Raw genomic sequence first — 26,394 nt, forward strand, 5'->3', positions numbered from 1 at the left:
CCCGGGGTGTGTTCACGGGGCTACTCGACGTCCTTGAGGACCCGTTCGATCGTGTCGGTTCGGTTCCGCAGGTCGGAGACCTGGCTGCCGATCTCGGTCAGTTGCTGCTCGATCCGCTGCTGTCTGTCGGCAGCGGCTTCGGCGAGCTTCTTGTACTCGCTCTCCCGGGCCAGCTGAGCCTTGGCCCGCCGACCGGCTGCGGTCTGCCAGATGACAGTGACGACCACGGCAATGAGCAGAGTGAACATGCCGATGGTGCCTATGACTTCCTGCCACTCGTGCTCGTTCATCGCGGTGATCCCTTCTCGATGGTCAGCGTCTCGGCGGCGCTCGCGAGGAGTTCCGGTGTCAGGTGGACCGAGAAAGGGTTCACCTCGTAGAACTTCATTGCCTTTCCGTCTTCCGACAGCTCCAGCTGGGAGGAGACCAGACCGGCCGCCTCCAGCTTTTTCAGATGGACCTGGAGCAGCGCCCTGCTGATGTCGAGCTCGCGCGCCAGCCGACTCACGTAGTTCCGCCCGCCCGCGAGAGCCGCTACGACACGCACCCGGTGCGGGTTGGAGAGGGTGGCCAGCACCCGCACCAGGTCGTCGCCCGTCGACGTGGGGTCTCTCATCGCACCATCCCGCACCAGCAGTGGCAGCACATTACCTGCAAAAAAACATTAGCAGATGCCCGTAGCCATTGGCTGGTAACGGAACCCTGAGCGGACCCTGATACGCGGAGGGGGGAGCGGACCCTGATACGCGGAAGACGACGTATCAGGAACAGAGCAGGCCGCCGGTGTGGTCGTCGTTCTCCATCTGGGGCCACGAGTGCCACTCGGTGGCCCACGCGGCGGGGTCGACGGCTTCCACCAGGGAGGCCACCCGGCACTCCAGGAGGTGCTTCGGGGAGTAGACGAGCCAGGGCGCTGGCTCGCCGCCCGCGCCGATGTCCCAGCGGGCCCAGGCACGGTGCGCCTGCTGGTAGGTCCAGCAGGCGAACAGCAGGGCCGACAGGTCCTGGTGGAGATAGGCGGCGGGGCTGCCGTGGTCGAACCAGTCGGGGAGTTCCACGCGGCCGGTGGTGCCGTCCAGGGCGAGCGCGACGTCCGGCGCCCACCAGCCGAGGGCGAAGAAGTCGCGCTGGTAACCGCGGGTGGGCAGTTCGGCGTCGGCCTCGAAGTAGTGCGGGTGGGCCTCTGCCATGGTGCGCAGGGGGCCGTCCAAGAGGGCGAACATGTCAGCCACGCGAGGCAGCCCGATCTCGGTGAGAAGCCGGCGGGTGGGCGCGTGGGTGAGCTCGGCGGGGAGCTCGGCCTCGGTGAACCGGCGTATCCCGCCGCCGCCTCCGCCTCCGCCTCCGGTTCCGCCTTCGGCGAGCTCTGCGACCATCTCCGGCTCGATCTCGTACGCGAGGTCCCCCGGCGCGCCCGGCCGTGCCGCCCGGTGCAGGGTGCGGACGAGCAGTGCGGTGCCCCAGTGCGCGGGCTCACGGACCGGCTCTTCCGCGTCGTACAGCTCGTAGAGCCGTGGGTCGGCACGGCGCAGCCGCTGTTCGGTCTCCGCGCGCACCTGCGCGAGGGCGGCGGCGCCGCGCGACCGACCGGGCGGTACGGGGTCGAGGGGCGAGCCGGAGACGGCCTCGATCTCGCGGATCAGCCCGGCCAGTTCGGGCAGCCCGGAGGCGATCAGGTCGTGGCACAGGTCCTCGCCCTCCCAGGCGACCAGGTGCACTCCGCCTCCGTCGCCGTCGAGCACCAGCCGGGCCTCCCAGTGATCGGTGCGGCCGAGAACGAGGAACTGTCCGTCGAGCGCGACCGGTGCGTCGGCCGCCAGCACATCCTCGGTGAGCGGCGGCAGATGTCCGTCCCGGACGCTGGTGAAGTCCAGTTCGGCGGCCTGTTCGGGCAGGCCGACCTCGGTGAGGAAGCGCCGGCTCGGCTCGTGCCGCAGGGTCTCGGGGAGCGATGCGGCGTTGAGTCGGCGCCACGGGCGCGTGGGTGAGTCCGCCGCCATGTCATCCCCCTCGTCTCCGGAATCCCTCATCTCCGGAATCGCGCATCTCCGGGAGCGCGCATCTCCGGAATCGCGAGCAGTCTGCCCCTCGGCACCGGAAGACGCGACTCCGATAGTGACCCAAGCATGCGCAAGCCGGTCAGCCGAGGTTGACCGACTACCGTCAAGTGGCCAGGATCTCCGCCATGTCTCCACGAGCCGCACAGACAGAAGCCAGGCGCAGCCGGATGCGGCGGCTCGGCGAGAGCGCCTTCGGGATGCTGCTGCTGGCGCGGGCCGGGCTGATGGCGCTGATTGCGCTGGTGCTGGTGGTGGCCGGGGTGTGGACGTCATGGGACACCGCGACCACCGCCATGTCGGGGGCCGAGCGCGGCACCGTCACCGTCAAGAAGTGCGGGGAGGACGAGTGCACCGGGACGTTCCTCAACAAGAAGACGTCGAAGCCCGAGAAGGTAACCGTTTCCGAGTTCGTCTCCGGCGGCAAGGGCCAGACGCTCGATGTGGCCGTACAGCCCGGTACGGACCACGTCATACGGACCGGGCCCGCCGGGGTTCTGTACGCGTGGGTGCCGCTGGGCGGTGCGCTGCTGCTGGCCTCGCTGGTGATCGCGGGCGGCCTGCGGATGCGGAAGACGGCCGTGGCCATCGGGGTGTGCGGGGCACTGATCATGGGCGGGGCCTGGGCGCTGCTCAGCTTCTGATGTCCCCGAAGAGGACCGGGGTGCGCCGGAGCGCGCGGCGCGGCGCGGGTACAGACGAGGATCGCGGTGCCCCAGTGCGCGACAGATGTGCCTCAGGCGTGGGGCCACACTCGGACGTACCGAGGGTAACGATCACTCCGCTGATCTGGGGTTTTTGCGCTGGTTGGCATTGAAGCGCGCTTTCTTCTGACGATTCCCGCACGTGTTCATGTCGCACCATTTGCGGGTGCGACTTTGACTGGTGTCGAAGAAGGCGGCTTGGCATGTTGGTGATGCGCACAAGGCCAATTTTCCGTCTCGTTCGCCCGCGATGATGCTGATCGCGTCGGCGGCGATCACGCTGAGGGCATCTTCCACGCAGGAAGCCGAGCTGAGCCGCCATTGCCGCTTGCCCTCGGCCGTCAGGATCGCTGCGGCCCGACCCTGAGCGCTGCAGTCATTGATGACTTGGACAGCAGATGCAGGGAGAGCGTCCTGGATCGCGGCCGCTGTCGCGGCGGCGTGAATCGACTCCCTCAGTTCCCGAGCGAGGTCGAGCTGGGCAGTGGTGCAGGAGTCCACGGCGAGGCCGCTCACTGCCAGCCAGTCGACGAGTCGGTGCGGCGTGGGAATGCGCTCCACAGCGTTGCCATGACGCTCCGACAGAGTCCCCGTGAAGCTGGTCGCCAGCACGCTACCGAGGCGGAAGTCAGGGAACCGAGCGCTCATGGAACCACCTTAGGGGGTTGCAGCGTGGCTCGACAACCTGCTAGAACCGTCTTAGCCGGTTCGCGACAGATCGTAGCCGGTTCCACGATGACCAGGAGGTCTCATGCCCATGAACCGCCTAACCAGCGACGTGCAAGCGTTTGAAGCCCACGCAACTGACGCTGACCTCGACGACCTGCGCGCGCGACTGGCCGCAGCGCGGCTGCCGGAAGCTGAGACGGTCCATCGCGCAGCGCCCGACCCTCGCCGATGGGAACAGGGCGTTCCGCTCGCCGACCTCGTCGATGTCGTGAACTACTGGCGCACCGGGTACGACTGGCGGTCGTTCGAAGCGCGCCTTAACCGGATCGACCAGTTCCGCACGACCATTGATGATCTGGGAATCCACTTCCTGCACCGCCGATCCGCGCGCGCGGATGCCATTCCTCTGATCCTGACGCACGGCTGGCCGGGCAGCATTGCTGAGTTCATCGATGTAATAGACGAACTGGCAGATCCGAAAGACGCGGACGCGCCGGCGTTCCACGTCGTGGTCCCGTCGTTGCCAGGCTTTGGCTACAGCGACAAGCCGGCCACCACCGGGTGGGGAATCGAAAAGATCGCGGCCGCATGGGTGGAACTGATGGGAAGGCTCGGCTACAGCAAGTTCGTAGCCCACGGCGGCGACTGGGGAGGTGTGATCACCACGGTCCTCGGCGGCAGGTTCCCGGCGCACGTTCTCGGCATCCACACAGTGACCGCGCAGGCACCGCCCGGGTTGACAACGGACGGGCTGACGGCGGCCGAGCGCAAATGGACCGAGGACACCCGCGATTTCTGGAGCCACCACGCGGCGTACGCGAAGCAGCAGGCGACCCGACCGCAGACCATCGGCTACTCGCTCGTCGACTCACCGGTCGGGCTTCTCGCCTGGATCCTCGACAAGTTCGCCGAGTGGACAGATACCGAAGACAGCCCGTTCGAGACGATTTCCAGAGACCGCATTCTTGACGACGTCACCCTGTATTGGCTGACGCGGACCGGCGCATCGGCGGCCCGCATTTACTACGAAAGCCACGGTGGCGTCAACTCGCTCGACCCCGAACTTCGGGTCGACGTCCCGTCAGCAATCAGCGTGTATCCCCGCGACATCGAGAAGTGCCCCCGCGCCTGGGCACAGGAGCGGTACCGACAGATCGTCCGATGGACGACGCCCGAAACCGGGGGACATTTCCCGTCGCTGGAGGTTCCCGAGTATTTCGTCAAAGATCTGCAAGAGGGCCTCGCGGCAGTGCTGGCCGCTAGTCGGTGAACGCGACTGCGCGCCGGCACTCGATCACCGCCTGATCCGGCTCAAGGCGTTGCCCGACGGCTTCCGGACCGAGTTCATCGAGACGGCAGAACGTGGTCAGACAGGGCGCGGCGAAGATAGCGTGGGCGGGGCCTGGGCGCTGCGCAGCTTCTGAGACAGCCCCCAGGCCCCCGGCCCTAGCCCTCAGCCTTCGCCCCTCGGCCCTCGGCCCTCGGCCGGACGTCAGCCCGTGTTGCGCAGGCCGGCCGCCACGCCGTTGACGGTCAGCAGCAGCGCACGGCTCAGGTTCTCGTCCGGCTCCTTGCCCAGTGCCGCGGCCTGCCGCTGGCGGTGCAGCAGGGAGACCTGGAGGTAGGAGATCGGGTCGAGGTAGGCGTCGCGGATCTTCAGCGTCTTCTGGAGGACCGGGTTGGCCTCCAGCAGCTCGCTCTCGCCTGTTATACGCAGCACTTCCTCCACCGTGCGGACGTGTTCGGCCTCGATGGTGGCGAACACGTGCCGCAGTTCCTCGGGGACCAGCGTCTCGACGTAGTGGCGGGCGATCCGCAGATCCGTCTTGGCCAGCGTCATCTCGACGTTGGAGAGGAAGTTGCGGAAGAAGTGCCAGTGCGTGTGCGCCTCTTCGAGCACGCTGTCGAGCCCGGCCTCGCGGGCGGCCTTCAGGCCCGTACCGACCCCGAACCAGCCGGGGACGATCTGCCGCGACTGGGTCCAGCCGAACACCCACGGAATGGCCCGCAGCCCGTCCAGGCCCGCGCCGGTGTCGGGGCGGCGGGAGGGGCGGGAGCCCAGATGGAGCTCGGCGAGCTGGTCGACAGGGGTGGAGGCGAAGAAGTACGCGGGCAGGTCCGGGTCCTCGACCAGCTCGCGGTAGGCACGGTGCGCCGCGTCGGAGACCGTGTCCATGGCCGCGTCCCAGCGGGCCAGCGCCTCGTCGGACTGGCGGGGCGCGGTGTGCAGGGCCGATGCCTGGAGGGTGGCCGAGACGGTCAGCTCCAGGTTCTCCCGGGCGAGGGAGGGCACCAGGTACTTGTCGGAGATGACCTCGCCCTGCTCCGTGACCTTGATCTCACCCTCCAGGGTGCCCCAGGGCTGGGCGAGGATCGCGTCGTGGGTGGGGCCGCCGCCGCGGCCGACGGTGCCGCCCCGGCCGTGGAAGAGCCGCAGCCGCACGCCGTGCCTGTGTGCTACGTCACGCAGTCGGCGCTGGGCGCGGTGGATCTCCCACTGGCTGGTGGTGATGCCGCCGAACTTGGAGGAGTCGCTGTAGCCGAGCATGACCTCCTGAAGATCGCCGCGCAGCGAGACCAGCTTGCGGTAGGAGGGGTCGGAGAGCATCGCGTCGAGCAGCTCGTCGGCGATCTTCAGCTCGTCGGTGGTCTCCAGCAGCGGCACGATGCCGATCTTCGCCCAACCGCCGTGCAGATCGATCAGCCCGGCCTCGCGGGCCAGCACGGCGGCGGCGAACACGTCGTCGGCGCCCTGGCACATCGAGATGATGTACGACTCGATGACCTCGGGCCCGAAGGTCTCCAGCGCCTTGCGGACCGTCTCGAAGACGCCGAGCGTCTTGGCGCCGGCCGCGTCCAGCGGCGCCGGGCTCGGGGCGAGCGGGCGGCGGGAGCGCAGCTCCTTGGCGAGCAGTCGCTGCCGGTAGTCGCGCGGCATGTCGGCGTAGCGCCAGGACTCCTCGCCGAGCCGGTCGAAGAGCTGGCCGAGCGCGTGGTGGTGCGCTTCGGCGTGCTCGCGGACGTCCATGGTGGCCAGCTGGAGGCCGAAGGCCGCCGTCGTGCGGATGGCGCGCTCCAGGCGGCCGTCGGCGACCAGGCCGCCGCGGTGCTCGCGCAGCGAGTCCTGGATGAGGGCGAGGTCGGCCAGCAGCTCGCCGGTGCCCAGGTAGTCCCAGCCCTCGGTGTGCGGGAGCTTCTCGGCCAGCCGGGTGCGGGTGTTCAGCAGCTTCTGCCGGATGCAGGTGGCCTTGAGCCGGTAGGGCTCCTCCGCGTTGAGGCGCTTGTAGCGGGGGCTGATCTCCGGGAGCCGGGCGAGGTCCTTCTCCAGGGAGTCCAGCAGCGGCTGCGTGGCGCCGCAGTTACGGATCGAGTTGGACAGGGCGCCGCGCAGCTCGTCCACGTGTGCGAGGGCATCGGTGATGCCGTGCTCGTGCTGGAGCAGCAGCACGTCCCAGGTGACCTCGGGCGTGACGTTGGGGTTGCCGTCGCGGTCGCCGCCGATCCAGGTGCCGAAGGTCAGCGGGCGGGTGCCGGACGGCAGCGGCGCTCCCGCGCGCTCCAGCTCGGCGGCCAGGTCCTCCAGCACGTCGCCGACGGCGCCGCGGTGCAGCTCGTCCAGGTAGTAGATGGCGTTGCGCGCCTCGTCGGCGGGCTCCGGGCGGGCGACCCGCAGCTCGTCGGTCTGCCAGATCAGGTCGACGTTCTCGGCCAGTCGCAGATCGGCACGGCGGCGCTCGGCCCCGCCCAGCTGCCCGTCGGACTCCTCCAGCAGCTCCGCGATCTTGCGGAGCTTCGTCAGCACCGAGCGGCGGGCCGCCTCGGTGGGGTGCGCGGTGAAGACGGGGCGTACGGAGAGGTGACGCGCGGTGTTCGCCAGGTGCCCCGGATCGGCGTCCTTGAGCATGTCGGCGGTACGGGCGAGCATCCCGCCGTCCCCGGAACGGCGCTGCCGCAGCTCGCGGCCGCGGTGCACCTGCTCGGTGACGTTGGCCAGGTGGAAGTAGGTGGAGAAGGCCCGCACCAGCTTGGTGGCGGTCTCCAGATCGGTCTCGCCCAGCAGCTCGGCGGCTGCCTCACCGTTGCTGCGGGTGAGCGCGCGTACCCGCTCGACGAGATCGAGCAGCTCCGCGCCCTCCTGGCGGACCAGCGTCTCGCCCAGCAGATCACCCAGCCGGCGGATGTCGGCACGCAGCGCGGAGGTCGACTCGGCCGTGTCAACGCTGTCCATGCTGACGCCGTGGCTGCCCGGTGACTCCCCGGAGGACGCCCCGCCGGAAGCCTTCCAGCCGGAGGCGCTTCCCACCGTCCCGGGGTCACTCGATCCGGGCAGGTTCTCGGACGGCTCGGGGGTTCGCTGGTTGCTGTCGGCGCTGCTCACAGGTGCGGCTCCCTTGCGGGGTTGCTTCCCTTGCGGGGTTGCTTCGGGCAGGTGGCGGACCGCGCTGTCCGACGGAACAAGGATAGGTCGGCCTCAGCGTGGTACAGGACTCCCGTCCGAGGGGTGGGCAGCGCGGCGGACCCCGCCCCGGCGCGCACCCCTCTTGTCCCGTGACTTACGGCTGCCATACTTACGTCGCCGTAGGTTACGGAACCGTAGCCAAGCCGAGGTCCAATGAGGGACATCTATGACGACAAGCCCGGACGTGCTCGATAGTTCGCCGCAGGCCGCCCCCGCCGACTCGCCGCAGGGCCCCGACTCGCCGCAGGCACGCGACCCACTGCCCTCCGCGACGCTGGGCGGTGAGAAGCGCCGCTCCGCGGAACAGATCGCGCTGCTGCTGTTCATCACCGTTCCGTTCGTCGCGCTGGTGGCCGCGGTGCCGCTGGCCTGGGGATGGGGGGTGAGCTGGCTGGATCTGGGGCTGCTGGTCGCGATGTATTTCATCGGCTGCCACGGCATCACGATCGGCTTCCACCGCTACTTCACGCATGGCTCCTTCAAGGCGAAGCGCCCGCTGCGCATCGCACTTGCCATCATGGGCTCGCTCGCCGTGGAGGGCCCGCTGGTGCGCTGGGTGGCCGACCACCGCAAGCACCACAAGTTCTCCGACGCGGAGGGCGACCCGCACTCCCCGTGGCGGTACGGGGAGACGATCCCCGCGCTGATGAAGGGCCTGTGGTGGGCGCACGTCGCATGGATGTTCGACGAGGAGCAGACGCCGCAGCACAAGTACGCGCCCGACCTGGTCAAGGACCCCGCGCTGCGCGCCGTCTCCCGCCAGTTCGTGATGTGGACGGTCGTCTCCCTGATGATCCCGCCGCTGGTCGGCGGACTCGCCACCTGGTCGTGGCAGGGCGCGGTGACCGCGTTCTTCTGGGGCTCGCTCGTGCGCGTCGCACTGCTGCACCACGTCACCTGGTCGATCAACTCCATCTGCCACGCCGTCGGCAAGCGCCCGTTCAAGTCCCGCGACCGGTCGGGCAACGTGTGGTGGCTGGCGGTCCTCTCCTGCGGCGAGTCCTGGCACAACCTGCACCACGCGGACCCCACCTGCGCCCGGCACGGTGTCGAGCGCGGACAGATCGACTCCAGCGCGCGCATCATCCGCTGGTTCGAGAAGGCCGGCTGGGCGTACGACGTGCGCTGGCCGAAGCACGACCGGCTGGACTCGCGCCGCAACACGGACAGCTCGCGGCGCCGTAAGACAGCACAGCCGGAGCAGAGCGCCCCGCACAGCCCGGAACAGGACTCGGCGGCCGACGAGGCGTCCGGCTCGGACTCCCGCCGTCCGGAGCAGTCGGCCAGGGCGGCATGATGCTGTGCTGACCCAGGGGCCAGGCCAGACCCCTGGGCTCCCAGCAAGCCATACGACAGGGAAGGCCCATCCCGTGCCGACCGACGAGACGACGCCGCCGTCCAGCGGCGGGACGCCGCCGTCCAGCAGCAGCCCCAAGAAGCGCGCCCGCCGCCGGATGACCGGAAAAGAGCGCCGCGAGCAGCTGCTGGACATCGGCCGCACCCTCTTCGCCGAACGCGGCTTCGAAGGAACGTCGGTCGAGGAGATCGCCCACAAGGCCGGGGTGTCCAAGCCGGTCGTCTATGAGCACTTCGGCGGCAAAGAGGGCCTGTACGCGGTCGTCGTCGACCGCGAGATGCGGCGCCTGCTGGACATGGTGACGGGGGCGCTCACGGGGGGCCACCCCCGTGAGCTGCTGGAACAGGCCGCGTTCGCCCTGCTCGACTACATCGAGCAGTACACCGACGGCTTCCGCATCCTGGTGCGGGACTCCCCGCTCCCCCAGTCGACCGGCACGTTCGCCTCGCTGATCTCCGACATCGCCACCCAGGTCGAGGACATCCTCGGCCGCGAGTTCAAGAACCGGGGCTTCGACGCCAAGCTCTCCCCCCTCTACGCCCAGGCCCTCGTCGGCATGGTCGCCCTGACGGGACAGTGGTGGCTCAATGTCCGCAAACCCAAGAAGGCCGAGGTCGCGGCCCACCTCGTCAACCTCGCCTGGCACGGCCTCGACGGCCTGGAACAGAAGCCCCGGCTGATAGGCCACCGCCGGTCCTGACCACACGCGAGGCCCGGGGGGCGGGAGCGGGAGCGTGGCGGCGCACTCGCCGTCGGGGGGGGTGCCGTTGTTTCGTCACCGGCTGGAGCGGTGACGAAAACGGGAATGGGGAAGACCGAGGGCCATGGTCATGGCGTGCAGGGCCTCGGCAGGGTCAGCGTCCCGGCGTGCAGCGGATCGGCGCAGCGGGCGCCCGTAGAATCGGCCGCGCCGCCTCCGCTCCGACAAGCCGCCCTGCACCCCCTGGAGCCGTCCCCCATGCCTCGCCCGCCCCGGATCTCCCGCCCCGCAGTGCTCGACGAGGCGCTGCGCACGCTGGACGAGGAGGGCATCGGAGCCCTGTCGATGCGCAGGCTGGCGCAGCGCCTGGGGGTGACCAGCCCGTCGCTCTACAAGTACGTACGGGACCGGGAGGGCGTGTTCGATGCGGTCGTGGACGCGATCGTCCAGGAGATCAACGAGGGCTGGAGCCCGACGGGAAGCTGGCGCGCGGAGTTGGACGGGCTGGCCCGCCGTTACTTCCGCACCTTCCGCCGGCACCCCAACGCGGTGCCGCTGGTGATGCACCGTCCCACGCGCAACCAGCGCTCCCTCGACAGCTTCGACACCGTGCTCAGCGTGCTGACAGAAGCGGGCTGGCCGGTGCAGGACGCGGCCCGTGCCGTGCTGCTGACCGAGTCGTACGCGCTGGGCGCCACGTTGACCGCCGTCAGCCCCGGGATCCCGTTCACCTCCGAGGAGTTGGCGAACCGTCCCACCCTCGCTGCGGCCCTCACCGGCGAGCACAGCACCTTCCGTCTCACCGAGGACGACTTCGAGCACGGTCTGAAGCTGGTCCTGGACGGCATCGCCCGCGAAATCGCCCCGGAAGGGCGCCGGTTGGAGAGAGCACAGGGCGGCACGGAGCGCTGATCAGCGCTGCTCGGAGCTGCGCGGAAAATCCCTCGGTGCGCGCGCCGGCGTGTGCGAAGCTCCCCTCGCAGTGTGCCCGAGGTGTGCACACGTTCACTGCGGAGGACGAGGATGTTCGCGATATCCCTGGGTGACGACGGCGCCGAGCTGCGCCCCCTCGAACCGTGGCAGGCAGAGGAGTTCCTGGCCCACATCGAGCGGGGGCGGGAGTTCATCGGACAGCACGTGGGGCTGCCGGACGCCAACAAGGATCTGGAGTCGGCCCGCGCCTTCCTCCAGTCGTACGCGGAGAAGGCCGCCACCGACACCGGGCGGATCTACGGCATCTGGACGGCGGACGACAAGCTGGTCGGCGGGGTGCTCTTCCGGACGATGGACCTGCCTCAGGGCACCGCCGAGGCAGGCTGCTGGCTGGAGCCGTCGGCGGTGGGCAAGGGCCTGGTGACCCGTGCGGCACGCGTCATCATCGACTGGGCCGTGGAGGAGCGCGGTATCCACCGCGTCGAGTGGCACGTCTCCTCGGTGAACGAGCCCAGCATCGCCGTTGCCCGCCGGCTGGGCATGACGAAGGACGGCGTGCTGCGGGAGAGCTTCTTCTACCGGGGCACACGGGCCGACATGGAGATCTGGTCGATCCTCGCTCCGGAGTGGCGAGCCGCCAAGCGGATGTGAGGGGGCGCCCCGTCAGGGGCGCGGGGAACTGCGCGACAAGCCACAACGACTCTGCAGCCTGCGGGAGCCGGGCAGGGGCACCCCCTTGCCAGAACTGGGCGGGGTAACAGGGCGTGAGGGCTCAGCGCTTCACCGCGACGACGAAGACGCGGCGGAACGGAAACGCCGTCGTCCCGTCCGCGCCGCGCGGATACGCGGCGCGGAGCGCTTCCGCGTACTCGGCGAGGAAGCTGTCGCGCGCCCCGGGGTCGTCGGCGAGGCGGGCCAGTACGGGGCGGAGGGAGGTGCCCTTGGTCCATTCGAGGACGGGATCGGGACCGGTCAGCCGGTGGAGGTAGGTGGTCTCCCAGGCGTCGACCTCGCAGCCGTCGGGGCCGAGAGGCGCGAGGATGGCGGCGTACTCGGCCGGGCTGAGTACGGCGTCGGTGCGCAAGGGGGCGCCGACGCGGTGCCGCCAGCGTGGGGAGTCGCGCAGTTCGGCCAGCAGGGTGTGGCTCGGCGCTGCGAAGTTGCCGGGCACCTGGAAGGCGAGGGTGCCGCCGGACGGCAGGGCCGCGATCCAGTCGGGGAAGGCGTGCTGGTGGCCGGGCACCCAGTGGAGGGCCGCGTTGGAGAAGAGCAGACCGAAGTTCTCGGCGGGGTCGGGGCGCCAATGGGCGAGGTCGGCGTGGGCGAAGTCGAGGCGGCCCGGCCGGGTCTGCGCCTCGGCCTCGCGGAGCATCTCCGGCGAGTTGTCGAATCCGGTGATGTGCGCTTCGGGCCAGCGTTCGGCGAGGGGCGTGCTGGGACCGCCGGGACCGCAGCCGAGGTCGGCGATCCGGACGCGGGGATGACCGGGCAGTCGGTGGGGAACATGTGCGAGAAGATCGAGTACGGGGCGCAGGCGAGGGCCGGAGTGCCGGAGATACTGCTGGGGGTCCCACATGGCAGCAGGGTGCATGCAGTCTCTCTTGACGTCAAGAGACTTCACGTCGACACAACCTCTACACTGATCCCATGGAGGACGAGGTCGACCGTTTGGTGGCAGCTTGGCGTCGGGAGCGCCCTGACCTCGACGTCGAACCGCTCGAGGTGCTCAGCCGGGTCAGCAGACTGGCCCGGCATCTGGACCGCGCCCGCCGTATCGCGTTCTCCGAGCACGGACTGGAGCCCTGGGAGTTCGACGTACTGACCGCGCTGCGCCGCGCGGGCACCCCGTACCAGCTCTCCCCCGGCCAGTTGCTCACCCAGACGCTGGTCACCTCCGGGACGATGACCAACCGCATCGACCGCCTCGCCAAGAAAGGGCTGGTCGAGCGGCTGCCCGACCCCAGCGACCGGCGAGGCGTCCTGGTCCGGCTCACCATCGAGGGGCAGGACCGCGCGGACAGCGCGCTGGCCGGACTGCTCGACCAGGAGCGCGCCATCCTCGCCGAGCTCTCCCCCTTGCAGCGCCGCGAACTGGCCTCGCTGCTGCGGCAGCTGACGGCACCGTTCGACAACATCCCCACCTGAGCCACGGATCCCGGCCCCACCCGACGGCGCCCCGCCCGAGCTCTCTCCGCGACCGGGCCCGGCCGGCCAAGTGCCCTACCCCGCGCCTGTTCCGGGCCGTACGATCACGCGCATGGCCATGGGCGCGCGGTTCGAGGGACGTACGGTCGTCATCACCGGGGGCGGCTCCGGCATCGGTGCCGCGACGGCGCACCGGCTGGCCGACGAGGGGGCGGCCGTCGTCATCCTCGACAAGGAGGAGGCCGGGGCGCACCGCACCGCGCGGGAGATCACGGCCTCGGGCGGCCGGGCGGCGTTCGTCCTCGGTGACGTCACGGACGAACCGGCCTGGACCCGCGCGGTGGAGACGGCACGTCAGGGGTTCGGCCCGGTGGACGGGCTCGTCTGCAATGCGGCACTGGTGCGCACCGGTGCTGCCGACGAGATCTCCCTCTCCGACTGGGAGGCCCAGCTCGGGGTGAATCTGACCGGAGCCTTCCTCGGGGTACGGGCCTGCGTGCCCGATCTGCGCGAGCGGGGCGGCGCCGTGGTGCTGACCTCCTCCGTGCACGCCCTGGTCGGACTGCACGGGCGGCCCGCGTACGCCGCCAGCAAGGCGGGGCTGACCGGGCTCGGCCGCCAGCTCGCCGCGGACTTCGGCCCCCGGGTACGGGTCAACTCCGTGCTGCCGGGCCCGATCATGACGCCCGCCTGGGACGGGGTCGAGGAGGAGGACCGGCGGCAGGCCGCGGCGGAGACGGTGATCGGCCGCCATGGGCGCCCCGACGAGGTCGCCGCCGCCATCGCCTTCCTGCTCTCGGAGGACGCCTCCTTCGTGACCGGCGCGAGCCTGGTGGTGGACGGGGGCTGGAGCGTCTTCAAGAACTCGGTGTGAGCGGGCCCCGCCCCTCCCTCCTCAGTCGGCGATGTCGGCGTAGGCGACGGCCCGTTCGACGCGAGCCCGGACCAGATACTCGCCGGGGACGGCGTTGCGCTGCCCGTACTCTTCGGCGCGGTCCGCGCCCATGTAGCGGCCGCCGATGCGGGTGGCCCACTCGCGCATCAGCTCCAGGTCGTCGAGGAATTCCGCGGCGACGCACTCCAGCATCACGAAGCTGAAGGGGGGCTCCTGGTCGTCCACGCACAGGGCGAAGCGCGGATCGCGGCGCAGGCCGTGGTACTTCAGCGAGTTGCTGCCCGTGTTGAAGAGGAGCCGACCCTCGTCGTCCAGCAGGAACCACACCGGGGTGACATGAGGGCGCCCGTCCTTGCGGGTGGTCGCCAACTTGCCGGTGCGGGTGCCCGTCAGGACGAAGTCGCGCCACTGGGCTTCGGTCATCTGCTGCATTGCCACGTCTCCACGGTCGTCAGGCTTCCGATGTGATCAGAAGTGATCAGACCGCAGAGCCTAGAGCGAGGGGCCGACAACCAGGCCGCCGCCACGGCGCAAGCGCGTCAGCGTGCTCCCGCCGGCTCCAGCTCCGCCGGGCCCACCCCGGCGCGCCGGGCCAGGGCGACGGCCTGCAGCGTGGAGTGGACGCCCAGCTTCCCCAGGACGTTCTGCATATGGGTCCGCACCGTGTGCGGCGACAGATACAGCCGCTCCGCGACGGCCTTGCGGCCCAGCCCCGCCACCATGCACCGCAGCACCTCCCGCTCGCGCGGGGTCAGGGACTCCACGAGGCGTTCGCTCTCGGTGCGGTGCTTGCGGCTGGCGGTCAACTCCTTGAGGACGCCGGTGAGGAGAGCGGGCGGCAGATGTGTCTCGTCCTTGAGGACGCCGCGGATCACCTGGAGGAGCCGGGAGAGGGAGCAGTCCTTGGCGACCCAGCCTCCCGCGCCCGCCTGGAGCGCCGCGGCGGCGTGCCGGGGGTCGTCGCGCTCGGCGAGGACGACGGTGCGCACCGCCGGATAGTCGGCACGGACGCGCGCCACCAGCGGTAACCCGCCCGTTGCGGGCATGGCGGCCGGGGCGTCGGCCGCTGCGGGCGCGCCGCCGGCGGGCCCGGCGGCACTCGCGCCCACCGCGGTGTCGTCCGGCACGCCGAGCAGCTTTCCGGGGGCAGGGGCGGGTGCCGAGGCGGGCTTCTCGCCGTTCGACCGCGCCATGCCCGGGTGGGGCGGCCCGCCCTGGCCGGGCACCGGCCCCGGTCCGGGCAGCGCGCCCTGGTGGGACGGTGACGGTGCTGTCCCGTTCAGCGACGCGCCCAGGTCGGCGTCCACGAGCAGGACGTCGAACCGGCGGCCCTCGGCCGCGCCGCGTTCCAGATGACGCAGCGCCGCCGCACCGCTGCCCGCGGCGCCCACTTCGACATCCTGCTCGGCCGCGAGCGCGGCGGCCAAGGACTCGGCGAAAATGCGGTGGTCGTCGACCACCAGCACGCGAATACGTTGCATGGCACCCCCTGGCAGTGCGGGCACGGCGCCCATACGCGGGAAAGCGCGCTATCGACACGGCCGCCGCCGTGTTCGCTGTCTACCCCGCCCCTGGGCGTCGTACCCGGCTGTCTCGCCCCCTGATCAGCACCGGCCCCCACCGATGCTGCACACAAGGTTCAGAGTACGTCCGAGCTGTGACAACGGAAGGCAAATCACAAAAGTCGTTCTACTCGTGACCCCGTGGGGGTGCACCAGGGCGCGTCGGGAGCGCGCGTATGCGGGCGGCGACACGCGCGCCTCACAAGCGCCGCGCGCCCGCGCTCGGTACCGCCTCGAACACGTGCGGCACCAGGTGGCCCGCAGCCTCGAACGCCGAGGTCACCGCCTCGCCGATCTTCTCGGTCTGGCTCTCCTCGGCCAGCACGATCGCCGAGCCGCCGAAGCCGCCGCCGGTCATCCGGGCACCGAGCGCGCCAGCGGCGAGCGCCACGTCGACCACCAGGTCCAGCTCCTCGCAGGAGACGCGGAAGTCGTCCCGCAGAGAGGCGTGCCCCGCGGTCAGCACCGCGCCCACCGCGCGCGGGTCGCCGGCGTCCAGCAACGCGATCGTCTCCTCGACCCGGCGGTTCTCCGTGACGATGTGCCGCACACAGCTGCGCACCTCCGGATCGTCCAGCCGGGCGTCCAGGCGTGCGAGGGCCGCGTCGAGCTCCTCGTACGCCACATCGCGCAGCGCCGGCACGCCGAGCGCCGCCGCGCCCGCCTCGCACGCCCGGCGCCGTCCGGCATAGGCGCCGTCGGCCAGGGTGTGCTTGACGCGGGTGTCGACGACGAGCATCCGCAGCCCCTCGGCGGCGAGGTCGAAGGGCACCTGACGCTGGGTCAGGCTGCGGGCGTCCAGGTGGAGTACGTGGCCCTCGGTGCAACAGGCGGAGGCCATCTGGTCCATGATCCCGCAGGGCATGCCGACGAAGTCGTTCTCGGCGCGCTGGCACAGCCGCGCCAGCTGGGGCCGGGACAGCCCCAGCTCGTACAGCTCGGACAGCGCGAGGCCGGTGGCGACCTCCAGTGCGGCCGACGAGGAGAGCCCGGCGCCGGTGGGCACGGTGCTGGAGATCTGCACATCAGCACCGCCGACCGGCAGCCCCGCCTCCCGCAGCGCCCATACGACACCGGACGGATACGCGGCCCAGCCGCCGTCCGCGCCCGGCCTCAGCTCGTCGAGGCGCAGCTGGTAGGCGGCGCCCGGTACGTCCGCCGAGTGCAGCCGCAGCACGCCGTCGTCGCGCCGTGCGGCAGCGACGTGCACGGTGTGCGGGAGGGCGAGGGGCATCACGAAACCGTCGTTGTAGTCCGTGTGTTCGCCGATGAGGTTGACCCGGCCGGGCGCCGCCCAGACACCCTCCGGCTCGGCACCGTAGACCTCCCGGAACCCCTCCCGGGCGTCCTGGCTCACGGGGTCTCCTCCGGCGTGCGCTCCTGTGCGACACCCGAGGCGTGCTGCGCGAACCGCCAGGCGTCCGCCACGATCTCCTCCAGTCCGCTGCGCTCCGGCCGCCAGCCCAGCGCCTGGCGGGCCCGTTCGGCGGAGGCGACGAGTACGGCGGGGTCGCCGCCCCGGCGCGGGGCGACCTTTTCGGGCACCTCATGGCCGGTGACCTTGCGGACGGTCTCGATGACCTCCCGTACGGAGAAGCCGTTGCCGTTGCCGAGGTTGCAGATCAGATGCGCGCCCGGCGCGGCGTGGTCGAGGGCCAGGAGATGTGCCTTGGCCAGGTCGGCGACGTGGATGTAGTCGCGTACACAGGTGCCGTCGGGGGTCGGGTAGTCGTCGCCGTAGACGGAGATCGCCTCGCGCCGCCCCTGGGCGACCTGGAGGACCAGCGGGATGAGATGCGACTCGGGGTCGTGGCGCTCCCCGTACGCGGTGCCGTCGGTGGTGAAGTAGGCGCCCGCGACGTTGAAGTAGCGCAGCGAGGCGGCGGCAAGACCGTGCGCCTGGCACTCGCCGCTGATCATGTGGTCGACGGCCAGCTTCGAGGCCCCGTACGGGCTGGTGGGCGCGGCGGGGTCGGTCTCGGTGATCGGGGTGCGCTCGGGTTCGCCGTAGACGGCGGCCGTGGAGGAGAAGACCAGCTTGCGGACCCCCGCCTCCCGCATGGCGGCCAGCAGCTCGACGGTGCCGCCGACGTTGTTGCGCCAGTACTTCTCGGGCTGCTCGACGGACTCGCCCACCTTGGAGTGCGCGGCGAAGTGCAGCACGCCGTCGTACGAGGCGTCCAGCACACGCGCGGCGTCCTGGATACGGCCCTCGACGAACTCGGCGCCGGACGGTACGCCCTGGGGGAAGCCGGTGTCGAGGTCGTCGAGCACCGTGACGGTGTGTCCTGCCTGCAGCAGGTGCGCCGCCACCACGCTGCCCACATATCCGGCCCCGCCGGTCACCAGGTACTTAGCCATTGCGCCTGTCCTTTGTTCGGTCGCCACTCCACCACGACGCCCACGAAACCACCTCTCCCTGTGTGATTCACGAAACCACCCTTCACGAAGCCACCTCTCGCAGGCGCCTCGCCGCGGCTTCCGGCGGCACGTCGTTGATGAACACGTTCATGCCGGATTCGGAACCGGCGAGGAACTTCAGCTTGCCGGGAGCCCGTCGGATGGTGAAAAGCTCCAGATGCAGCGCGAACTCCTCGCGCGTTGCGAGGCGGGGGTCGTCCTCGCGGAGGAACGGCGCCTGGTGCCAGGCGGCGATGTAGGGGGTGCGGGGCTCCTGCTCGCCGAATATGCGGTCGAAGCGGCGCAGCAGCTCCAGATAGATCCCGGGGAACTCGGCGCGGGCCTCCTCGCCGAGCGCCCGCAGGTCGGGCACCCGGGACTTGGGGTAGAGGTGCACCTCGTACGGCCAGTGCGCGGCGTAGGGGACGAACGCCGTCCAGTGTGCGCCGTCGATGACGACCCGCTCCCGCGCGGCGAGTTCGGCCGCGACGAGCTCGTCGAAAAGGTTGCCGCCGGGCCCGGTGCCGTACTCGGCCAGGGAACGCAGCATGCGCGCTGTACGCGGGGTGGTGAACGGATAGCCGTAGATCTGGCCGTGCGGGTGGGAGAGGGTCACCCCGATCTCCTCGCCGCGGTTCTCGAAGCAGTACACCTGCTCGACGCCGGGCGACTGCGACAGCTCGGCGGTGCGGTCGGTCCAGACGTCCAGGACGAGGCGGGCCTGCTCCTCGTCGAGATCGGCGAAGGAGGCGTGGTGGTCGGAGGTGAAGCTGACGACCTCGCAGCGGCCGGCGCCGGGCGCGTGCCGGAAGAGTCCGGAGGGGCCCTCGCTCTCCTCCTTGCCGGGTGCGCCACGGAAGGAGGGGAAGCGGTTCTCGAAGACGGCGACGTCGTAGTCGGACTCCGGGATCTCGCTCATCCGCCCTTCGCGGGAGGGGCACAGCGGGCACTCGTCGGCCGGCGGATGGTAGGTGCGGGCGTTGCGGTGTGCGGTCACGCCGACCCACTCGTCCAGCAGCGGATCGTGCCGGATCTCGGAGAGCGCCTCCATGGCGGGCATCGGACGCCGGTCGACGGCGGTACGGACAGCATCGTCGCGGAGGTCGTAGTAAACGATCTCGCGGCCGTCGGCCAGACGGCCTGAGGTCTTCTTCACCGGGTGGCTCCTCGTTCCTGGACCTCAAACATAATCACACACAAGGAACCAGGAGCCAACATAGGGGCCGAACGTTCCGGGCTTGGCTTGCCCCTACTCCTCCCCCAACCTCCGACCGGGAGGTACCACCACAGACCTTCACCCTCGACCCCCGGGAATCATCACAATCAAACAAACTCTTGCAACACGACCTTTCAAAAGTTGAAACATCAGGGGTACGTTCGCGTCCGTTCCGATCGCGCTATGAAGCGAGTGACCCATGTTGCACCTGGCCGAAGGGCTACGGCTCCCCACCAACGGACTCGATTACACACTTCTCGGCATCTACTTCGTCGTGGTGCTCGGGATCGGCTTCGCCGCCCGGCGCAGTGTGAAGACCAGCCTCGACTTCTTCCTCTCCGGCCGGTCGCTGCCCGCCTGGATCACCGGTCTGGCCTTCGTGGCCGCCAATCTCGGCGCCACCGAGATCCTCGGCATGGCGGCCAACGGCGCCCAGTACGGCGTCTACACCGTGCACTGGTACTGGATCGGCGCCATCCCCGCCATGGTCTTCCTCGGCCTGGTGATGATGCCGTTCTACTACGGCTCCAAGGTCCGCTCGGTGCCCGAGTTCCTGCTGCACCGGTTCGGGCCCTCCTCCCACCTGCTCAGCTCGGTCATCTTCGCGGTCTCCTCCGTGCTGATCGCGGGCGTCAACCTCTACGCGCTCGCGCTCGTGCTGAAGGCGCTGCTGGGCTGGGAGCTGTGGATTTCCGTCGTGGTCGCGGGCTTCTTCGTGCTCGCGTACATCACGCTCGGCGGGCTCTCCTCGGCGATCTACACCGAGGTGCTCCAGTTCTTCGTGATCCTCGCCGCGCTGATCCCGCTCACCGTCGTGGGCCTCAAGCGCGTCGGCGGCTGGGGCGGCATCACCGACACCCTCTCCGGTGAGAAGGGCGGCGCCTTCATGACCGCGTGGGACGGCACCGGGATCGGCTCCGGCAACCCGCTGGGCGCCAACTGGCTGACCATCGTGCTGGGCCTCGGCTTCGTGATGAGCTTCGGCTACTGGACGACCAACTTCGCCGAGGTGCAGCGCGCGCTGTCCGCCAAGAACCTCTCCGCGGCCCAGCGCACCCCGCTGATCGCGGCCTTCCCCAAGATCTTCATCCCGGCGGTCGTGGTCATACCCGGCCTGATCGCGCTCGTCATGGAGCCGACGCTGGGCAAGACCAAGGACGGGCTGCAGTACAACGACGCCATCCCGGTACTGATGCGCGATCTACTGCCCAACGGTGTGCTCGGCATCGCGGTCACCGGTCTGCTGGCGGCGTTCATGGCCGGTATGGCGGCCAACATCTCCTCCTTCAACACCGTCTTCACCAACGACATCTACGCGGCGTACCTGAAGAAGGACCGGGCCGACGAGCACTATGTGGCCACGGCGCGCTGGGTCACCGTCGTCGGCGTGCTGATCGGCATGGGGACGGCGTTCATCGCCTCCGAGTTCAGCAACATCATGAACTACCTCCAGACGCTGTTCTCCTTCTTCAACGTGCCGCTGTTCGTCGTCTTCATCATCGGCATGTTCTGGAAGAAGACCACGCCCGCCGCCGGCTTCTGGGGACTGCTGACCGGCACCGTCGGTGCGATGGTGAACTACTTCTGGTTCTACAAGCAGGGCGTCATCGACATCCCCAGCGACCAGGGCGCCAACTTCGTCTCCTCGATCGTGGCCTTCGTGGTGGGCGCGGTGGTGATGGTGGTCGTCACGCTGTTCACCAAGCCCAAGCCGGCCGAGGAACTCGCGGGGCTCGTCTACGGCACCCGCTCGCCCGGCGAGCCGGAGCCGCCCGGCGAGGGCGACGACGCGTGGTACCGCAAGCCCGCACTGCTGGGCTGGGGCGCCATGATCCTCGCCGCCCTCTGCTACATCCCCTTCTCCTTCTGAGCTGCGACGCGAAGGACACTGAAGCGCAATGAGCGACAACAGCACCCCAAAGCCCGCCGCCCAGCAGGTGGCCAAGGAAGTCGAGGAACTGGAGCGGCGCTCCCAGACCGCGGCCCGCCTCTTCGACGTACGGCGCATCATCGGCGGTCTGTTCGTGGTCTACGGCGTGATCGTCACCATCGCCGGGATCTTCGCCTCGGAGGAGGACCTCAAGAAGGCACAGGACATCAACATCAACCTGTGGACGGGCCTCGCCATGCTGGCACTCGGCGTGGCCTTCCTCGTCTGGTTGAGGCTGAGCCCGACGATTCCGCCGCCGGCGACAGACGACGAATAAGGGCTGACCCTTCCCGTTGTCCGCGGGGCGCGGGCCCGTCGTGGCCGCTCGCGCAGTTCCCCGCGCCCCTGACGGGGCGCGGCCCTGCGCAGTCGTTCCCACGGGTTACGCGCCCGCGGCCCCACCTGCCCGCTCCAGCAGCCCCGTGCGGGCGGCCAAGGCTGCGGCCTCCAGCCGCGAGCCGACCCCCAACTTCATCAGCACGCGCTGCACATGCGTACGTGCCGTCGACGGCGCGATGCCCATCCCCGCGGCGATCAGCCGGGTGTCCTCGCCCTCGGCGACCCGCACCAGCACCTCCACCTCCCTCGGCGTCAGCATCTGGAGCAGCCGGGCTCCCTCGTCGTCCGGCTCCGCCGCCGGGTTCAGCAGCTCGGCGAACGACTGCGTCAGCAGCTGCGGTGCGACGGCCGCCTCCCCCGCCCGGGCCTTGACCATGGCCCGTTCGACGCCCTCGATCCGCTCGTCGTGCCGTACATAGCCGGACGCCCCCGCCGCGAAGGCGGAGGCGATCCCGCGAGGGCTCGGCACCGGACCGAGCACCACCACTGCGATCTGCGGTTTCTCTCTCTTGATCCGCACCACCGGATCGAAGACGCCTGGTTCGGCGGGCGTCGCCGTACCCAGCAGGCACACCTCCGGTGCTCTGCTGATCACCAGCTCGGCCGCGCCGCCGCTGGGCGCGGCAGCCGCGAGCACGCGGTGCCCGCGCAGCTTCAGCGCCGAGGCAAGAGCCTCGGCGAGCAGGCGATGGTCGTCGACCACCATGAGCCGCACGCTCATCAAGCTCGCTCCCCCCACAACACTCCCGATGGCCCCGTCACCCCCGAAACGCAGCCCCTCTTTGTTCTCGGGAAGCTACACGCTCACTCGCCGTTCCGCGCCCCTTACGGGGTGAAATCCCCAAGGTAGGGCTTGAACCAGGTGCCTGAAGACGCCGGTTGGCCCGCCACGGCGCACCGTGACGGGCCAACGCGGTCGCTCGGACCACTTGTTCGACGCCGGTTCAACTGTCTTTCAACCGGCGTCCGGCAGCTGTGCTCAGCCGCTGGTCGGCGCGAACCCGACGGCCAGCCGCGGCGCCGAGTCGCTGATGGACGAGCGCTCCGAGATCAGGTTGTCCTGGAGGAAGAACCTGTTGTTCTCGAAGATCAGCGGTGCGTCCACCGAGTAGGCGTCGACGGAGAACGCCTGCTCGCCCTCGTCGAAGTCGGAGGCGGGCATCTTCAGCAGCGTCGTCTGCTTGCCCTTCTTCGGGTCGACGCTGACGATCTCGCCGCCCTTCCCCAGGCTGGGCGTCTTGTAGCCCAGCACATGGGTGCCCTGCATCTTGAACGGGATGATGTTGCGGTCGGCGCCGGCGGGCGACTTCCACTTCGGCTTACCCGTGTTGAAGTCGAAGGCCATGATCTCGTTGGTGTCGGACAGGCTGTCGCCCTTGCCGTCGTGCTCGGCCGTGGAGAGGTAGACCGTGTCGGGACCGACCGCCATGCCGTAGCAGCCGTTGACCTCCAGCTCGCAGGGCTTGTTGTAGCGGTCGCCCAGCGAGATCCTGCCCTTGATCTTCTTGTCCTCACCGATGGTGAACACGTCCTTGGCCAGCTCGTCACCGGCGCCGGCGACCAGCACCAGCGGGTCCGTGGAGGCGATGCGGACGTTCTTGACGCCCTTGGGCGGCTCGAACTTCCACTTGGCCTTGCCGGTGTCCGGGTCGAGCTTCTGGACGGAGACCTGCGGCTTGTCGTAGTCGTTGCCGCACTCCACGACGGCGACCAGCGACTTGCCGCCCTGGTAGCCGGTGTCACGGCAGTTGCTGGGCTTGGCCTCCCAGAGCTTCTTCTCCGAGGAGATCTTGTAGCCGACCGAGCCGCCGATCCACGCCGAGGCGACGGTGTCACCGCTGATGGCCACGTTGTCGATGGACCTGGTGTCCGAGTTGGGCATCGTCTTGTCCCAGGCGATCTTCTTCGCGTCCAGGTCCACGATGACCATACGGGTGCAGTCGGCGCTGGGGGAGATGGTCTCCTGGACGATGACGGCGACCTTGTTGTCCTTGGTCTTCTCGTTGGAGGCCGCGCAGACGTTGCCCTTGAGCGGGATCTTCGTCTCGTTCTTCGTCTTGAGGTCCTGGACGAGCATCTCCCGGACCGAGGACTTGGCGAAGACCTTGTCGGTGGCCCAGGCGCCGGCGACGGTGGTGACGTCCTTGACCTCGGGCGCCTTCATGTCGACGATCTGCCTCGCCTGCGGGTCCTTCGGCGGCGAGTTGGGGTCCTTCTGCTGCGAGTTGTTCTCCCCGTCCTTGGACTCGTCGTTCTTCTTGTCGTCCTTGGTCAGGAAGAAGACACCGGCAACTGCTATCAACGCGACGACGACAACGCCCGCCACCACCGCGATGATCTTGGAGTTGTTGTTGCCGCCACCGCCCCCGGGCATGCCGCCCGAGGTGTTGGCGTAGGGGTAACCGGGCGGGGGCTGCTGCCCGTAGCCGCCGGGCGGCGGGCCGGGGGGCGCGGGCGTTCCCGGGGGCGGGCCGGGCGGTCCGGGCGGCCCCGAGGGCGAGGGCACCGCGCCGAAGGCGGCCTGCGTGGGCGCCGCGTGCGCGCCCTGCTGCGGGTAGCCGTAGCCGGGCGGCGCCGCGGGCGTGGGCGGCTCCGACGACTTCCCGAGCGAATGCGGGGGCTGCTGCGGAGGCTGCGGGGGCTGCTGCGGATAGCCGTAGGACGACTGGCCGGAGTCCGGCTGCTGCGGGTAGCCGTAGGACGACTGATCCTGCGGATCACGCGGCGGTTCCTGCGGTGCGCCGAAGCCTCCGGATGGCGGCTGGCTAGGCGGCGGAGGCGGCTGCGACATGAACAATCCCTCGTTACGGGCAGACCGGCGCCGGACCTTCAACCCCTTACGGGCAAACCCCCGTAGGGCCGAGCGAATCGGACATGTGGCCTGCCAATGGCAGACTTCAGAGCGGAAGTTCTTTCTACCATCGGACACGATCCAGCCACCGCGCCGGTTCCCGGCCCCCGCCCGCGTGACACCGAGTCGCAATCACCTCGGGACCGAGTCGGAACGCGCGACTGCGTAGTACGGGGGGATGCGCCCCCGCAAACGGAGGGGCGGCGCAAGATCCCGCCGGACACGCCGCCCGCCGCCGAGCTCCCTCAGTCGCCTTCCGACTCGGCCAGCTCCAGCCAGCGCATCTCCAGCTCCTCGCGCTTCTCCCGCACCTCACGCAGCTCCGCGTCCAGGCCCCCGATCCGCTCGAAGTCGGTGGCGTGCTCGGCCATTTCGGCGTGCAGGGCCGCCTCGCGCTGCTCGGCCTTCTCCAGCTGGCGCTCGATCCGCTGCATCTCCTTCTGCGCCGCACGGGAGAGCGCGGCGGGCTTGGCGGGCGCCTTGGCCGACGTGGCCGGCGCCTTGGCCGCGGTCCCGTTCCCGGCCGGTGCCGCCGCGGGGACCGCAGCGGCGGCCCTGGCCTCCATCCGGGCCCGGCGCTCCAGATACTCGTCGATACCGCGCGGCAGCATCCGCAACGTCGCATCGCCCAGCAGCGCGTGGACGCGGTCCGTGGTGCGCTCGATGAAGTACCGGTCGTGCGAGATGACGACGAGCGAGCCCGCCCAGCCGTCCAGCAGGTCCTCCAGCTGCGTAAGGGTCTCGATGTCCAGGTCGTTGGTCGGCTCGTCCAGGAAGAGGACGTTGGGCTCGTCCATCAGCAGCCGCAGGATCTGCAGCCGCCGCCGCTCACCGCCGGACAGGTCGCCCACCGGCGTCCACTGCTTCTCCTTGGCGAAGCCGAACCGCTCGCACAGCTGCGAGGCCGTCATCTCCCGGCCCTTGCCCAGGTCGATCCGGGAGCGTACGGCCTCCACCGCCTCCAGGACGCGCAGCGTGGGCTCCAGCTCGGCGACCTCCTGGGAGAGGTACGCCAGTTTCACCGTCTTGCCGACCTTGACCCGGCCCTCGGTCACCAGCGATGACGTCTGCTCGCCGCCGGTGCGTGCCGTGTCGGCGAGAGCCCGCAGCAGGGACGTCTTGCCCGCGCCGTTGACCCCGACCAGGCCGATCCGGTCGCCGGGCCCCAGCTGCCACGTCAGATGCTTGAGCAGCACCTTGGGCCCGGCCTGTACGGTCACGTCCTCCATGTCCAGGACCGACTTGCCCAGCCGGGAGTTGGCGAACCGCATCAGCTCCTGGCTGTCCCGGGGCGGCGGCTCGCCCTCGATCAGCGCGTTCGCCGCCTCGATACGGAAGCGCGGCTTGCTGGTACGCGCCGGAGCGCCGCGCCGCAGCCAGGCCAGCTCCTTGCGCATCAGGTTCTGCCGCTTGGTCTCCTCCTGTGCGGCGATACGTTCCCGCTCCGCGCGGGCGAAGACGTAGTCGGAGTAACCGCCCTCGTACTCGTGCACCGCACCGCGCTGCACGTCCCACATCCGGGTGGCGACCTGGTCGAGGAACCAGCGGTCGTGCGTGACGCACACCAGCGCGGAGCGGCGGGCCCGCAGATGGCCGGCCAGCCAGGAGATGCCCTCCACGTCGAGGTGGTTGGTCGGCTCGTCCAGCACGATCAGGTCCTGCTCGGCGATGAGCAGCTTGGCGAGCGCGATCCGGCGGCGCTCGCCGCCGGAGAGCGGGCCGATCACCGTGTCCAGGCCCTGCGGGAAGCCCGGCAGGTCCAGGCCGCCGAACAGCCCGGTGAGCACGTCGCGGATCCGCGCGACGCCCGCCCACTCGTGGTCGGCCATGTCGCCGACCACCTCGTGCCGGACGGTGGCCTGCGGATCGAGGGAGTCGTGCTGTGTCAGCACACCGGTACGGAGACCGCCGGCGTGGGTGACCCGGCCCGCGTCCGGCTCCTCCTCGCGGGCCAGGATCTTGATGAGGGTGGTCTTGCCGTCGCCGTTGCGGCCGACGACGCCGATCTTGTCGGCCTCGCTGACACCCAGGGAGACGGCGTCGAGGAGGGTGCGCGTGCCGTGCACCTTGTCGACGGCTTCCATGTTGACCAGGTTGACGCGGTTGCCAGCCATCTCACTCCTGTTGGGGACCAGCCCCCAAGGGTAGCCCCGCGCGGGCCGCCGCCGGGCAGCGGC

General features: G+C 70.0%; 24 protein-coding genes. 10 read left to right on the top strand and 14 right to left on the bottom strand.

All coding sequences use genetic code 11. The annotated features are described in order from the left end of the window. Positions 1 to 20 precede the first annotated feature (20 nt). The 3 genes from ACTWQF_RS22085 to ACTWQF_RS22095 all read right to left on the bottom strand — a co-directional run bounded on the left by ACTWQF_RS22085 (position 21) and on the right by ACTWQF_RS22095 (position 2,030). On the bottom strand, positions 21 to 290 hold the full coding sequence (locus ACTWQF_RS22085) for a hypothetical protein (RefSeq protein ID WP_443281342.1): 270 nt from the start codon (positions 288 to 290) through the stop codon (positions 21 to 23). Then, the gene (locus tag ACTWQF_RS22090; RefSeq protein WP_443281343.1) at positions 287 to 616 is read right to left on the bottom strand and encodes an ArsR/SmtB family transcription factor; all 330 of its coding nucleotides are present in this window, start codon (positions 614 to 616) and stop codon (positions 287 to 289) included. The genes ACTWQF_RS22085 and ACTWQF_RS22090 overlap by 4 nt, the downstream gene beginning before the upstream one ends. A gap of 145 nt (positions 617 to 761) precedes the next feature. Continuing rightward, positions 762 to 2,030, bottom strand: coding sequence for an SUKH-4 family immunity protein (locus ACTWQF_RS22095; RefSeq protein ID WP_443281344.1), 1,269 nt, complete (start codon positions 2,028 to 2,030; stop codon positions 762 to 764). 155 nt (positions 2,031 to 2,185) lie between these two features. On the opposite strand from ACTWQF_RS22095, the gene ACTWQF_RS22100 reads away from it, so the two are divergent. After that, positions 2,186 to 2,701: a hypothetical protein gene (locus tag ACTWQF_RS22100; RefSeq protein WP_443281345.1), complete on the top strand. Its 516-nt coding sequence runs from the start codon at positions 2,186 to 2,188 to the stop codon at positions 2,699 to 2,701. Between the two features lie 132 nt (positions 2,702 to 2,833). On the opposite strand, the gene ACTWQF_RS22105 is transcribed toward ACTWQF_RS22100, so the two are convergent. Further along, entirely contained in the window at positions 2,834 to 3,409 is a 576-nt protein-coding gene (locus ACTWQF_RS22105) for a CGNR zinc finger domain-containing protein (RefSeq protein ID WP_443281346.1), read from the bottom strand. 109 nt (positions 3,410 to 3,518) lie between these two features. On the opposite strand from ACTWQF_RS22105, the gene ACTWQF_RS22110 reads away from it, so the two are divergent. After that, positions 3,519 to 4,700 (top strand): epoxide hydrolase family protein, encoded by a 1,182-nt coding sequence (locus ACTWQF_RS22110; protein ID WP_443281425.1) that lies wholly within the window; start codon positions 3,519 to 3,521, stop codon positions 4,698 to 4,700. Between the two features lie 222 nt (positions 4,701 to 4,922). Here ACTWQF_RS22110 and ppc read toward each other — a convergent pair whose 3' ends face one another. After that, entirely contained in the window at positions 4,923 to 7,658 is a 2,736-nt protein-coding gene (ppc, locus tag ACTWQF_RS22115; protein WP_443281426.1) for a phosphoenolpyruvate carboxylase, read from the bottom strand. A gap of 397 nt (positions 7,659 to 8,055) precedes the next feature. On the opposite strand from ppc, the gene ACTWQF_RS22120 reads away from it, so the two are divergent. The 4 genes from ACTWQF_RS22120 (at position 8,056) to ACTWQF_RS22135 (ending at position 11,530) form a co-directional block, all read left to right on the top strand. Continuing rightward, positions 8,056 to 9,186, top strand: coding sequence for an acyl-CoA desaturase (locus ACTWQF_RS22120; RefSeq protein WP_443281347.1), 1,131 nt, complete (start codon positions 8,056 to 8,058; stop codon positions 9,184 to 9,186). Between the two features lie 157 nt (positions 9,187 to 9,343). Further along, complete coding sequence (locus ACTWQF_RS22125) at positions 9,344 to 9,946, top strand: TetR/AcrR family transcriptional regulator (RefSeq protein ID WP_221506569.1); 603 nt, start codon at positions 9,344 to 9,346, stop codon at positions 9,944 to 9,946. Positions 9,947 to 10,204: 258 nt separating this feature from the next. Then, entirely contained in the window at positions 10,205 to 10,858 is a 654-nt protein-coding gene (locus ACTWQF_RS22130) for a TetR/AcrR family transcriptional regulator C-terminal domain-containing protein (RefSeq protein ID WP_443281348.1), read from the top strand. A gap of 111 nt (positions 10,859 to 10,969) precedes the next feature. Beyond that, a complete protein-coding gene (locus tag ACTWQF_RS22135; RefSeq protein ID WP_443281349.1) occupies positions 10,970 to 11,530 on the top strand; it encodes a GNAT family N-acetyltransferase in 561 nt (186 codons plus the stop codon). Between the two features lie 121 nt (positions 11,531 to 11,651). On the opposite strand, the gene ACTWQF_RS22140 is transcribed toward ACTWQF_RS22135, so the two are convergent. Beyond that, positions 11,652 to 12,455, bottom strand: coding sequence for a trans-aconitate 2-methyltransferase (locus tag ACTWQF_RS22140; RefSeq protein WP_443281350.1), 804 nt, complete (start codon positions 12,453 to 12,455; stop codon positions 11,652 to 11,654). Positions 12,456 to 12,526: 71 nt separating this feature from the next. Between ACTWQF_RS22140 and ACTWQF_RS22145 the strand changes: the two genes are divergently transcribed. Together ACTWQF_RS22145 and ACTWQF_RS22150 are read left to right on the top strand one after the other, a co-directional pair. Next, a complete protein-coding gene (locus ACTWQF_RS22145; RefSeq protein ID WP_443281351.1) occupies positions 12,527 to 13,024 on the top strand; it encodes a MarR family winged helix-turn-helix transcriptional regulator in 498 nt (165 codons plus the stop codon). Positions 13,025 to 13,136: 112 nt separating this feature from the next. Beyond that, on the top strand, positions 13,137 to 13,898 hold the full coding sequence (locus tag ACTWQF_RS22150) for an SDR family NAD(P)-dependent oxidoreductase (RefSeq protein ID WP_443281352.1): 762 nt from the start codon (positions 13,137 to 13,139) through the stop codon (positions 13,896 to 13,898). Positions 13,899 to 13,919: 21 nt separating this feature from the next. On the opposite strand, the gene ACTWQF_RS22155 is transcribed toward ACTWQF_RS22150, so the two are convergent. From ACTWQF_RS22155 to galT, 5 genes are all read right to left on the bottom strand, one after another. Further along, a complete protein-coding gene (locus ACTWQF_RS22155) occupies positions 13,920 to 14,351 on the bottom strand; it encodes a PPOX class F420-dependent oxidoreductase (RefSeq protein WP_443281427.1) in 432 nt (143 codons plus the stop codon). 107 nt (positions 14,352 to 14,458) lie between these two features. Next, a complete protein-coding gene (locus ACTWQF_RS22160) occupies positions 14,459 to 15,400 on the bottom strand; it encodes a response regulator transcription factor (protein WP_443281353.1) in 942 nt (313 codons plus the stop codon). A 280-nt stretch (positions 15,401 to 15,680) separates the two neighbouring features. Continuing rightward, a complete protein-coding gene (gene galK, locus ACTWQF_RS22165) occupies positions 15,681 to 16,838 on the bottom strand; it encodes a galactokinase (protein WP_443281354.1) in 1,158 nt (385 codons plus the stop codon). After that, a complete protein-coding gene (gene galE / locus ACTWQF_RS22170) occupies positions 16,835 to 17,842 on the bottom strand; it encodes a UDP-glucose 4-epimerase GalE (protein ID WP_443281355.1) in 1,008 nt (335 codons plus the stop codon). Before galE ends, galK begins: the two co-directional genes overlap by 4 nt. 82 nt (positions 17,843 to 17,924) lie before the next feature. After that, positions 17,925 to 19,037 carry a galactose-1-phosphate uridylyltransferase gene (gene galT, locus ACTWQF_RS22175; RefSeq protein ID WP_443281356.1) on the bottom strand — a complete coding sequence of 371 codons (1,113 nt, stop codon included), beginning with the start codon at positions 19,035 to 19,037 and terminating at the stop codon, positions 17,925 to 17,927. A gap of 259 nt (positions 19,038 to 19,296) precedes the next feature. Between galT and ACTWQF_RS22180 the strand changes: the two genes are divergently transcribed. Next, positions 19,297 to 20,967: a sodium:solute symporter family protein gene (locus ACTWQF_RS22180; RefSeq protein ID WP_443281357.1), complete on the top strand. Its 1,671-nt coding sequence runs from the start codon at positions 19,297 to 19,299 to the stop codon at positions 20,965 to 20,967. Positions 20,968 to 20,995: 28 nt separating this feature from the next. Then, on the top strand, positions 20,996 to 21,304 hold the full coding sequence (locus tag ACTWQF_RS22185; protein WP_443281358.1) for a hypothetical protein: 309 nt from the start codon (positions 20,996 to 20,998) through the stop codon (positions 21,302 to 21,304). 105 nt (positions 21,305 to 21,409) lie between these two features. On the opposite strand, the gene ACTWQF_RS22190 is transcribed toward ACTWQF_RS22185, so the two are convergent. From ACTWQF_RS22190 to ACTWQF_RS22200, 3 genes are all read right to left on the bottom strand, one after another. After that, positions 21,410 to 22,087: a helix-turn-helix transcriptional regulator gene (locus ACTWQF_RS22190; protein ID WP_443281359.1), complete on the bottom strand. Its 678-nt coding sequence runs from the start codon at positions 22,085 to 22,087 to the stop codon at positions 21,410 to 21,412. A gap of 258 nt (positions 22,088 to 22,345) precedes the next feature. Then, positions 22,346 to 24,157 carry an outer membrane protein assembly factor BamB family protein gene (locus tag ACTWQF_RS22195; protein ID WP_443281360.1) on the bottom strand — a complete coding sequence of 604 codons (1,812 nt, stop codon included), beginning with the start codon at positions 24,155 to 24,157 and terminating at the stop codon, positions 22,346 to 22,348. Between the two features lie 305 nt (positions 24,158 to 24,462). Continuing rightward, a complete protein-coding gene (locus ACTWQF_RS22200) occupies positions 24,463 to 26,331 on the bottom strand; it encodes an ABC-F family ATP-binding cassette domain-containing protein (RefSeq protein WP_443281361.1) in 1,869 nt (622 codons plus the stop codon). Positions 26,332 to 26,394: the final 63 nt, after the last annotated feature.

The organism is Streptomyces sp. 8N114, from assembly GCF_052245835.1.
Taxonomy (GTDB): Bacteria; Actinomycetota; Actinomycetes; order Streptomycetales; family Streptomycetaceae; genus Streptomyces.

What these genes read in the sequence shown, in the direction of transcription:
- ACTWQF_RS22085 (WP_443281342.1), bottom strand. Translation starts at nt 290, where the DNA reads ATGAACGAGCACGAGTGGCAGGAAGTCATAGGCACCATCGGCATGTTC.
- ACTWQF_RS22090 (WP_443281343.1), bottom strand. Translation starts at nt 616, where the DNA reads ATGAGAGACCCCACGTCGACGGGCGACGACCTGGTGCGGGTGCTGGCC.
- ACTWQF_RS22095 (WP_443281344.1), bottom strand. Translation starts at nt 2,030, where the DNA reads ATGAGGGATTCCGGAGACGAGGGGGATGACATGGCGGCGGACTCACCC.
- ACTWQF_RS22100 (WP_443281345.1), top strand. Translation starts at nt 2,186, where the DNA reads ATGTCTCCACGAGCCGCACAGACAGAAGCCAGGCGCAGCCGGATGCGG.
- ACTWQF_RS22105 (WP_443281346.1), bottom strand. Translation starts at nt 3,409, where the DNA reads ATGAGCGCTCGGTTCCCTGACTTCCGCCTCGGTAGCGTGCTGGCGACC.
- ACTWQF_RS22110 (WP_443281425.1), top strand. Translation starts at nt 3,519, where the DNA reads ATGAACCGCCTAACCAGCGACGTGCAAGCGTTTGAAGCCCACGCAACT.
- ppc (WP_443281426.1), bottom strand. Translation starts at nt 7,658, where the DNA reads ATGGACAGCGTTGACACGGCCGAGTCGACCTCCGCGCTGCGTGCCGAC.
- ACTWQF_RS22120 (WP_443281347.1), top strand. Translation starts at nt 8,056, where the DNA reads ATGACGACAAGCCCGGACGTGCTCGATAGTTCGCCGCAGGCCGCCCCC.
- ACTWQF_RS22125 (WP_221506569.1), top strand. Translation starts at nt 9,344, where the DNA reads ATGACCGGAAAAGAGCGCCGCGAGCAGCTGCTGGACATCGGCCGCACC.
- ACTWQF_RS22130 (WP_443281348.1), top strand. Translation starts at nt 10,205, where the DNA reads ATGCCTCGCCCGCCCCGGATCTCCCGCCCCGCAGTGCTCGACGAGGCG.
- ACTWQF_RS22135 (WP_443281349.1), top strand. Translation starts at nt 10,970, where the DNA reads ATGTTCGCGATATCCCTGGGTGACGACGGCGCCGAGCTGCGCCCCCTC.
- ACTWQF_RS22140 (WP_443281350.1), bottom strand. Translation starts at nt 12,455, where the DNA reads ATGTGGGACCCCCAGCAGTATCTCCGGCACTCCGGCCCTCGCCTGCGC.
- ACTWQF_RS22145 (WP_443281351.1), top strand. Translation starts at nt 12,527, where the DNA reads ATGGAGGACGAGGTCGACCGTTTGGTGGCAGCTTGGCGTCGGGAGCGC.
- ACTWQF_RS22150 (WP_443281352.1), top strand. Translation starts at nt 13,137, where the DNA reads ATGGCCATGGGCGCGCGGTTCGAGGGACGTACGGTCGTCATCACCGGG.
- ACTWQF_RS22155 (WP_443281427.1), bottom strand. Translation starts at nt 14,351, where the DNA reads ATGCAGCAGATGACCGAAGCCCAGTGGCGCGACTTCGTCCTGACGGGC.
- ACTWQF_RS22160 (WP_443281353.1), bottom strand. Translation starts at nt 15,400, where the DNA reads ATGCAACGTATTCGCGTGCTGGTGGTCGACGACCACCGCATTTTCGCC.
- galE (WP_443281355.1), bottom strand. Translation starts at nt 17,842, where the DNA reads ATGGCTAAGTACCTGGTGACCGGCGGGGCCGGATATGTGGGCAGCGTG.
- ACTWQF_RS22180 (WP_443281357.1), top strand. Translation starts at nt 19,297, where the DNA reads ATGTTGCACCTGGCCGAAGGGCTACGGCTCCCCACCAACGGACTCGAT.
- ACTWQF_RS22185 (WP_443281358.1), top strand. Translation starts at nt 20,996, where the DNA reads ATGAGCGACAACAGCACCCCAAAGCCCGCCGCCCAGCAGGTGGCCAAG.
- ACTWQF_RS22190 (WP_443281359.1), bottom strand. Translation starts at nt 22,087, where the DNA reads ATGAGCGTGCGGCTCATGGTGGTCGACGACCATCGCCTGCTCGCCGAG.
- ACTWQF_RS22195 (WP_443281360.1), bottom strand. Translation starts at nt 24,157, where the DNA reads ATGTCGCAGCCGCCTCCGCCGCCTAGCCAGCCGCCATCCGGAGGCTTC.
- ACTWQF_RS22200 (WP_443281361.1), bottom strand. Translation starts at nt 26,331, where the DNA reads ATGGCTGGCAACCGCGTCAACCTGGTCAACATGGAAGCCGTCGACAAG.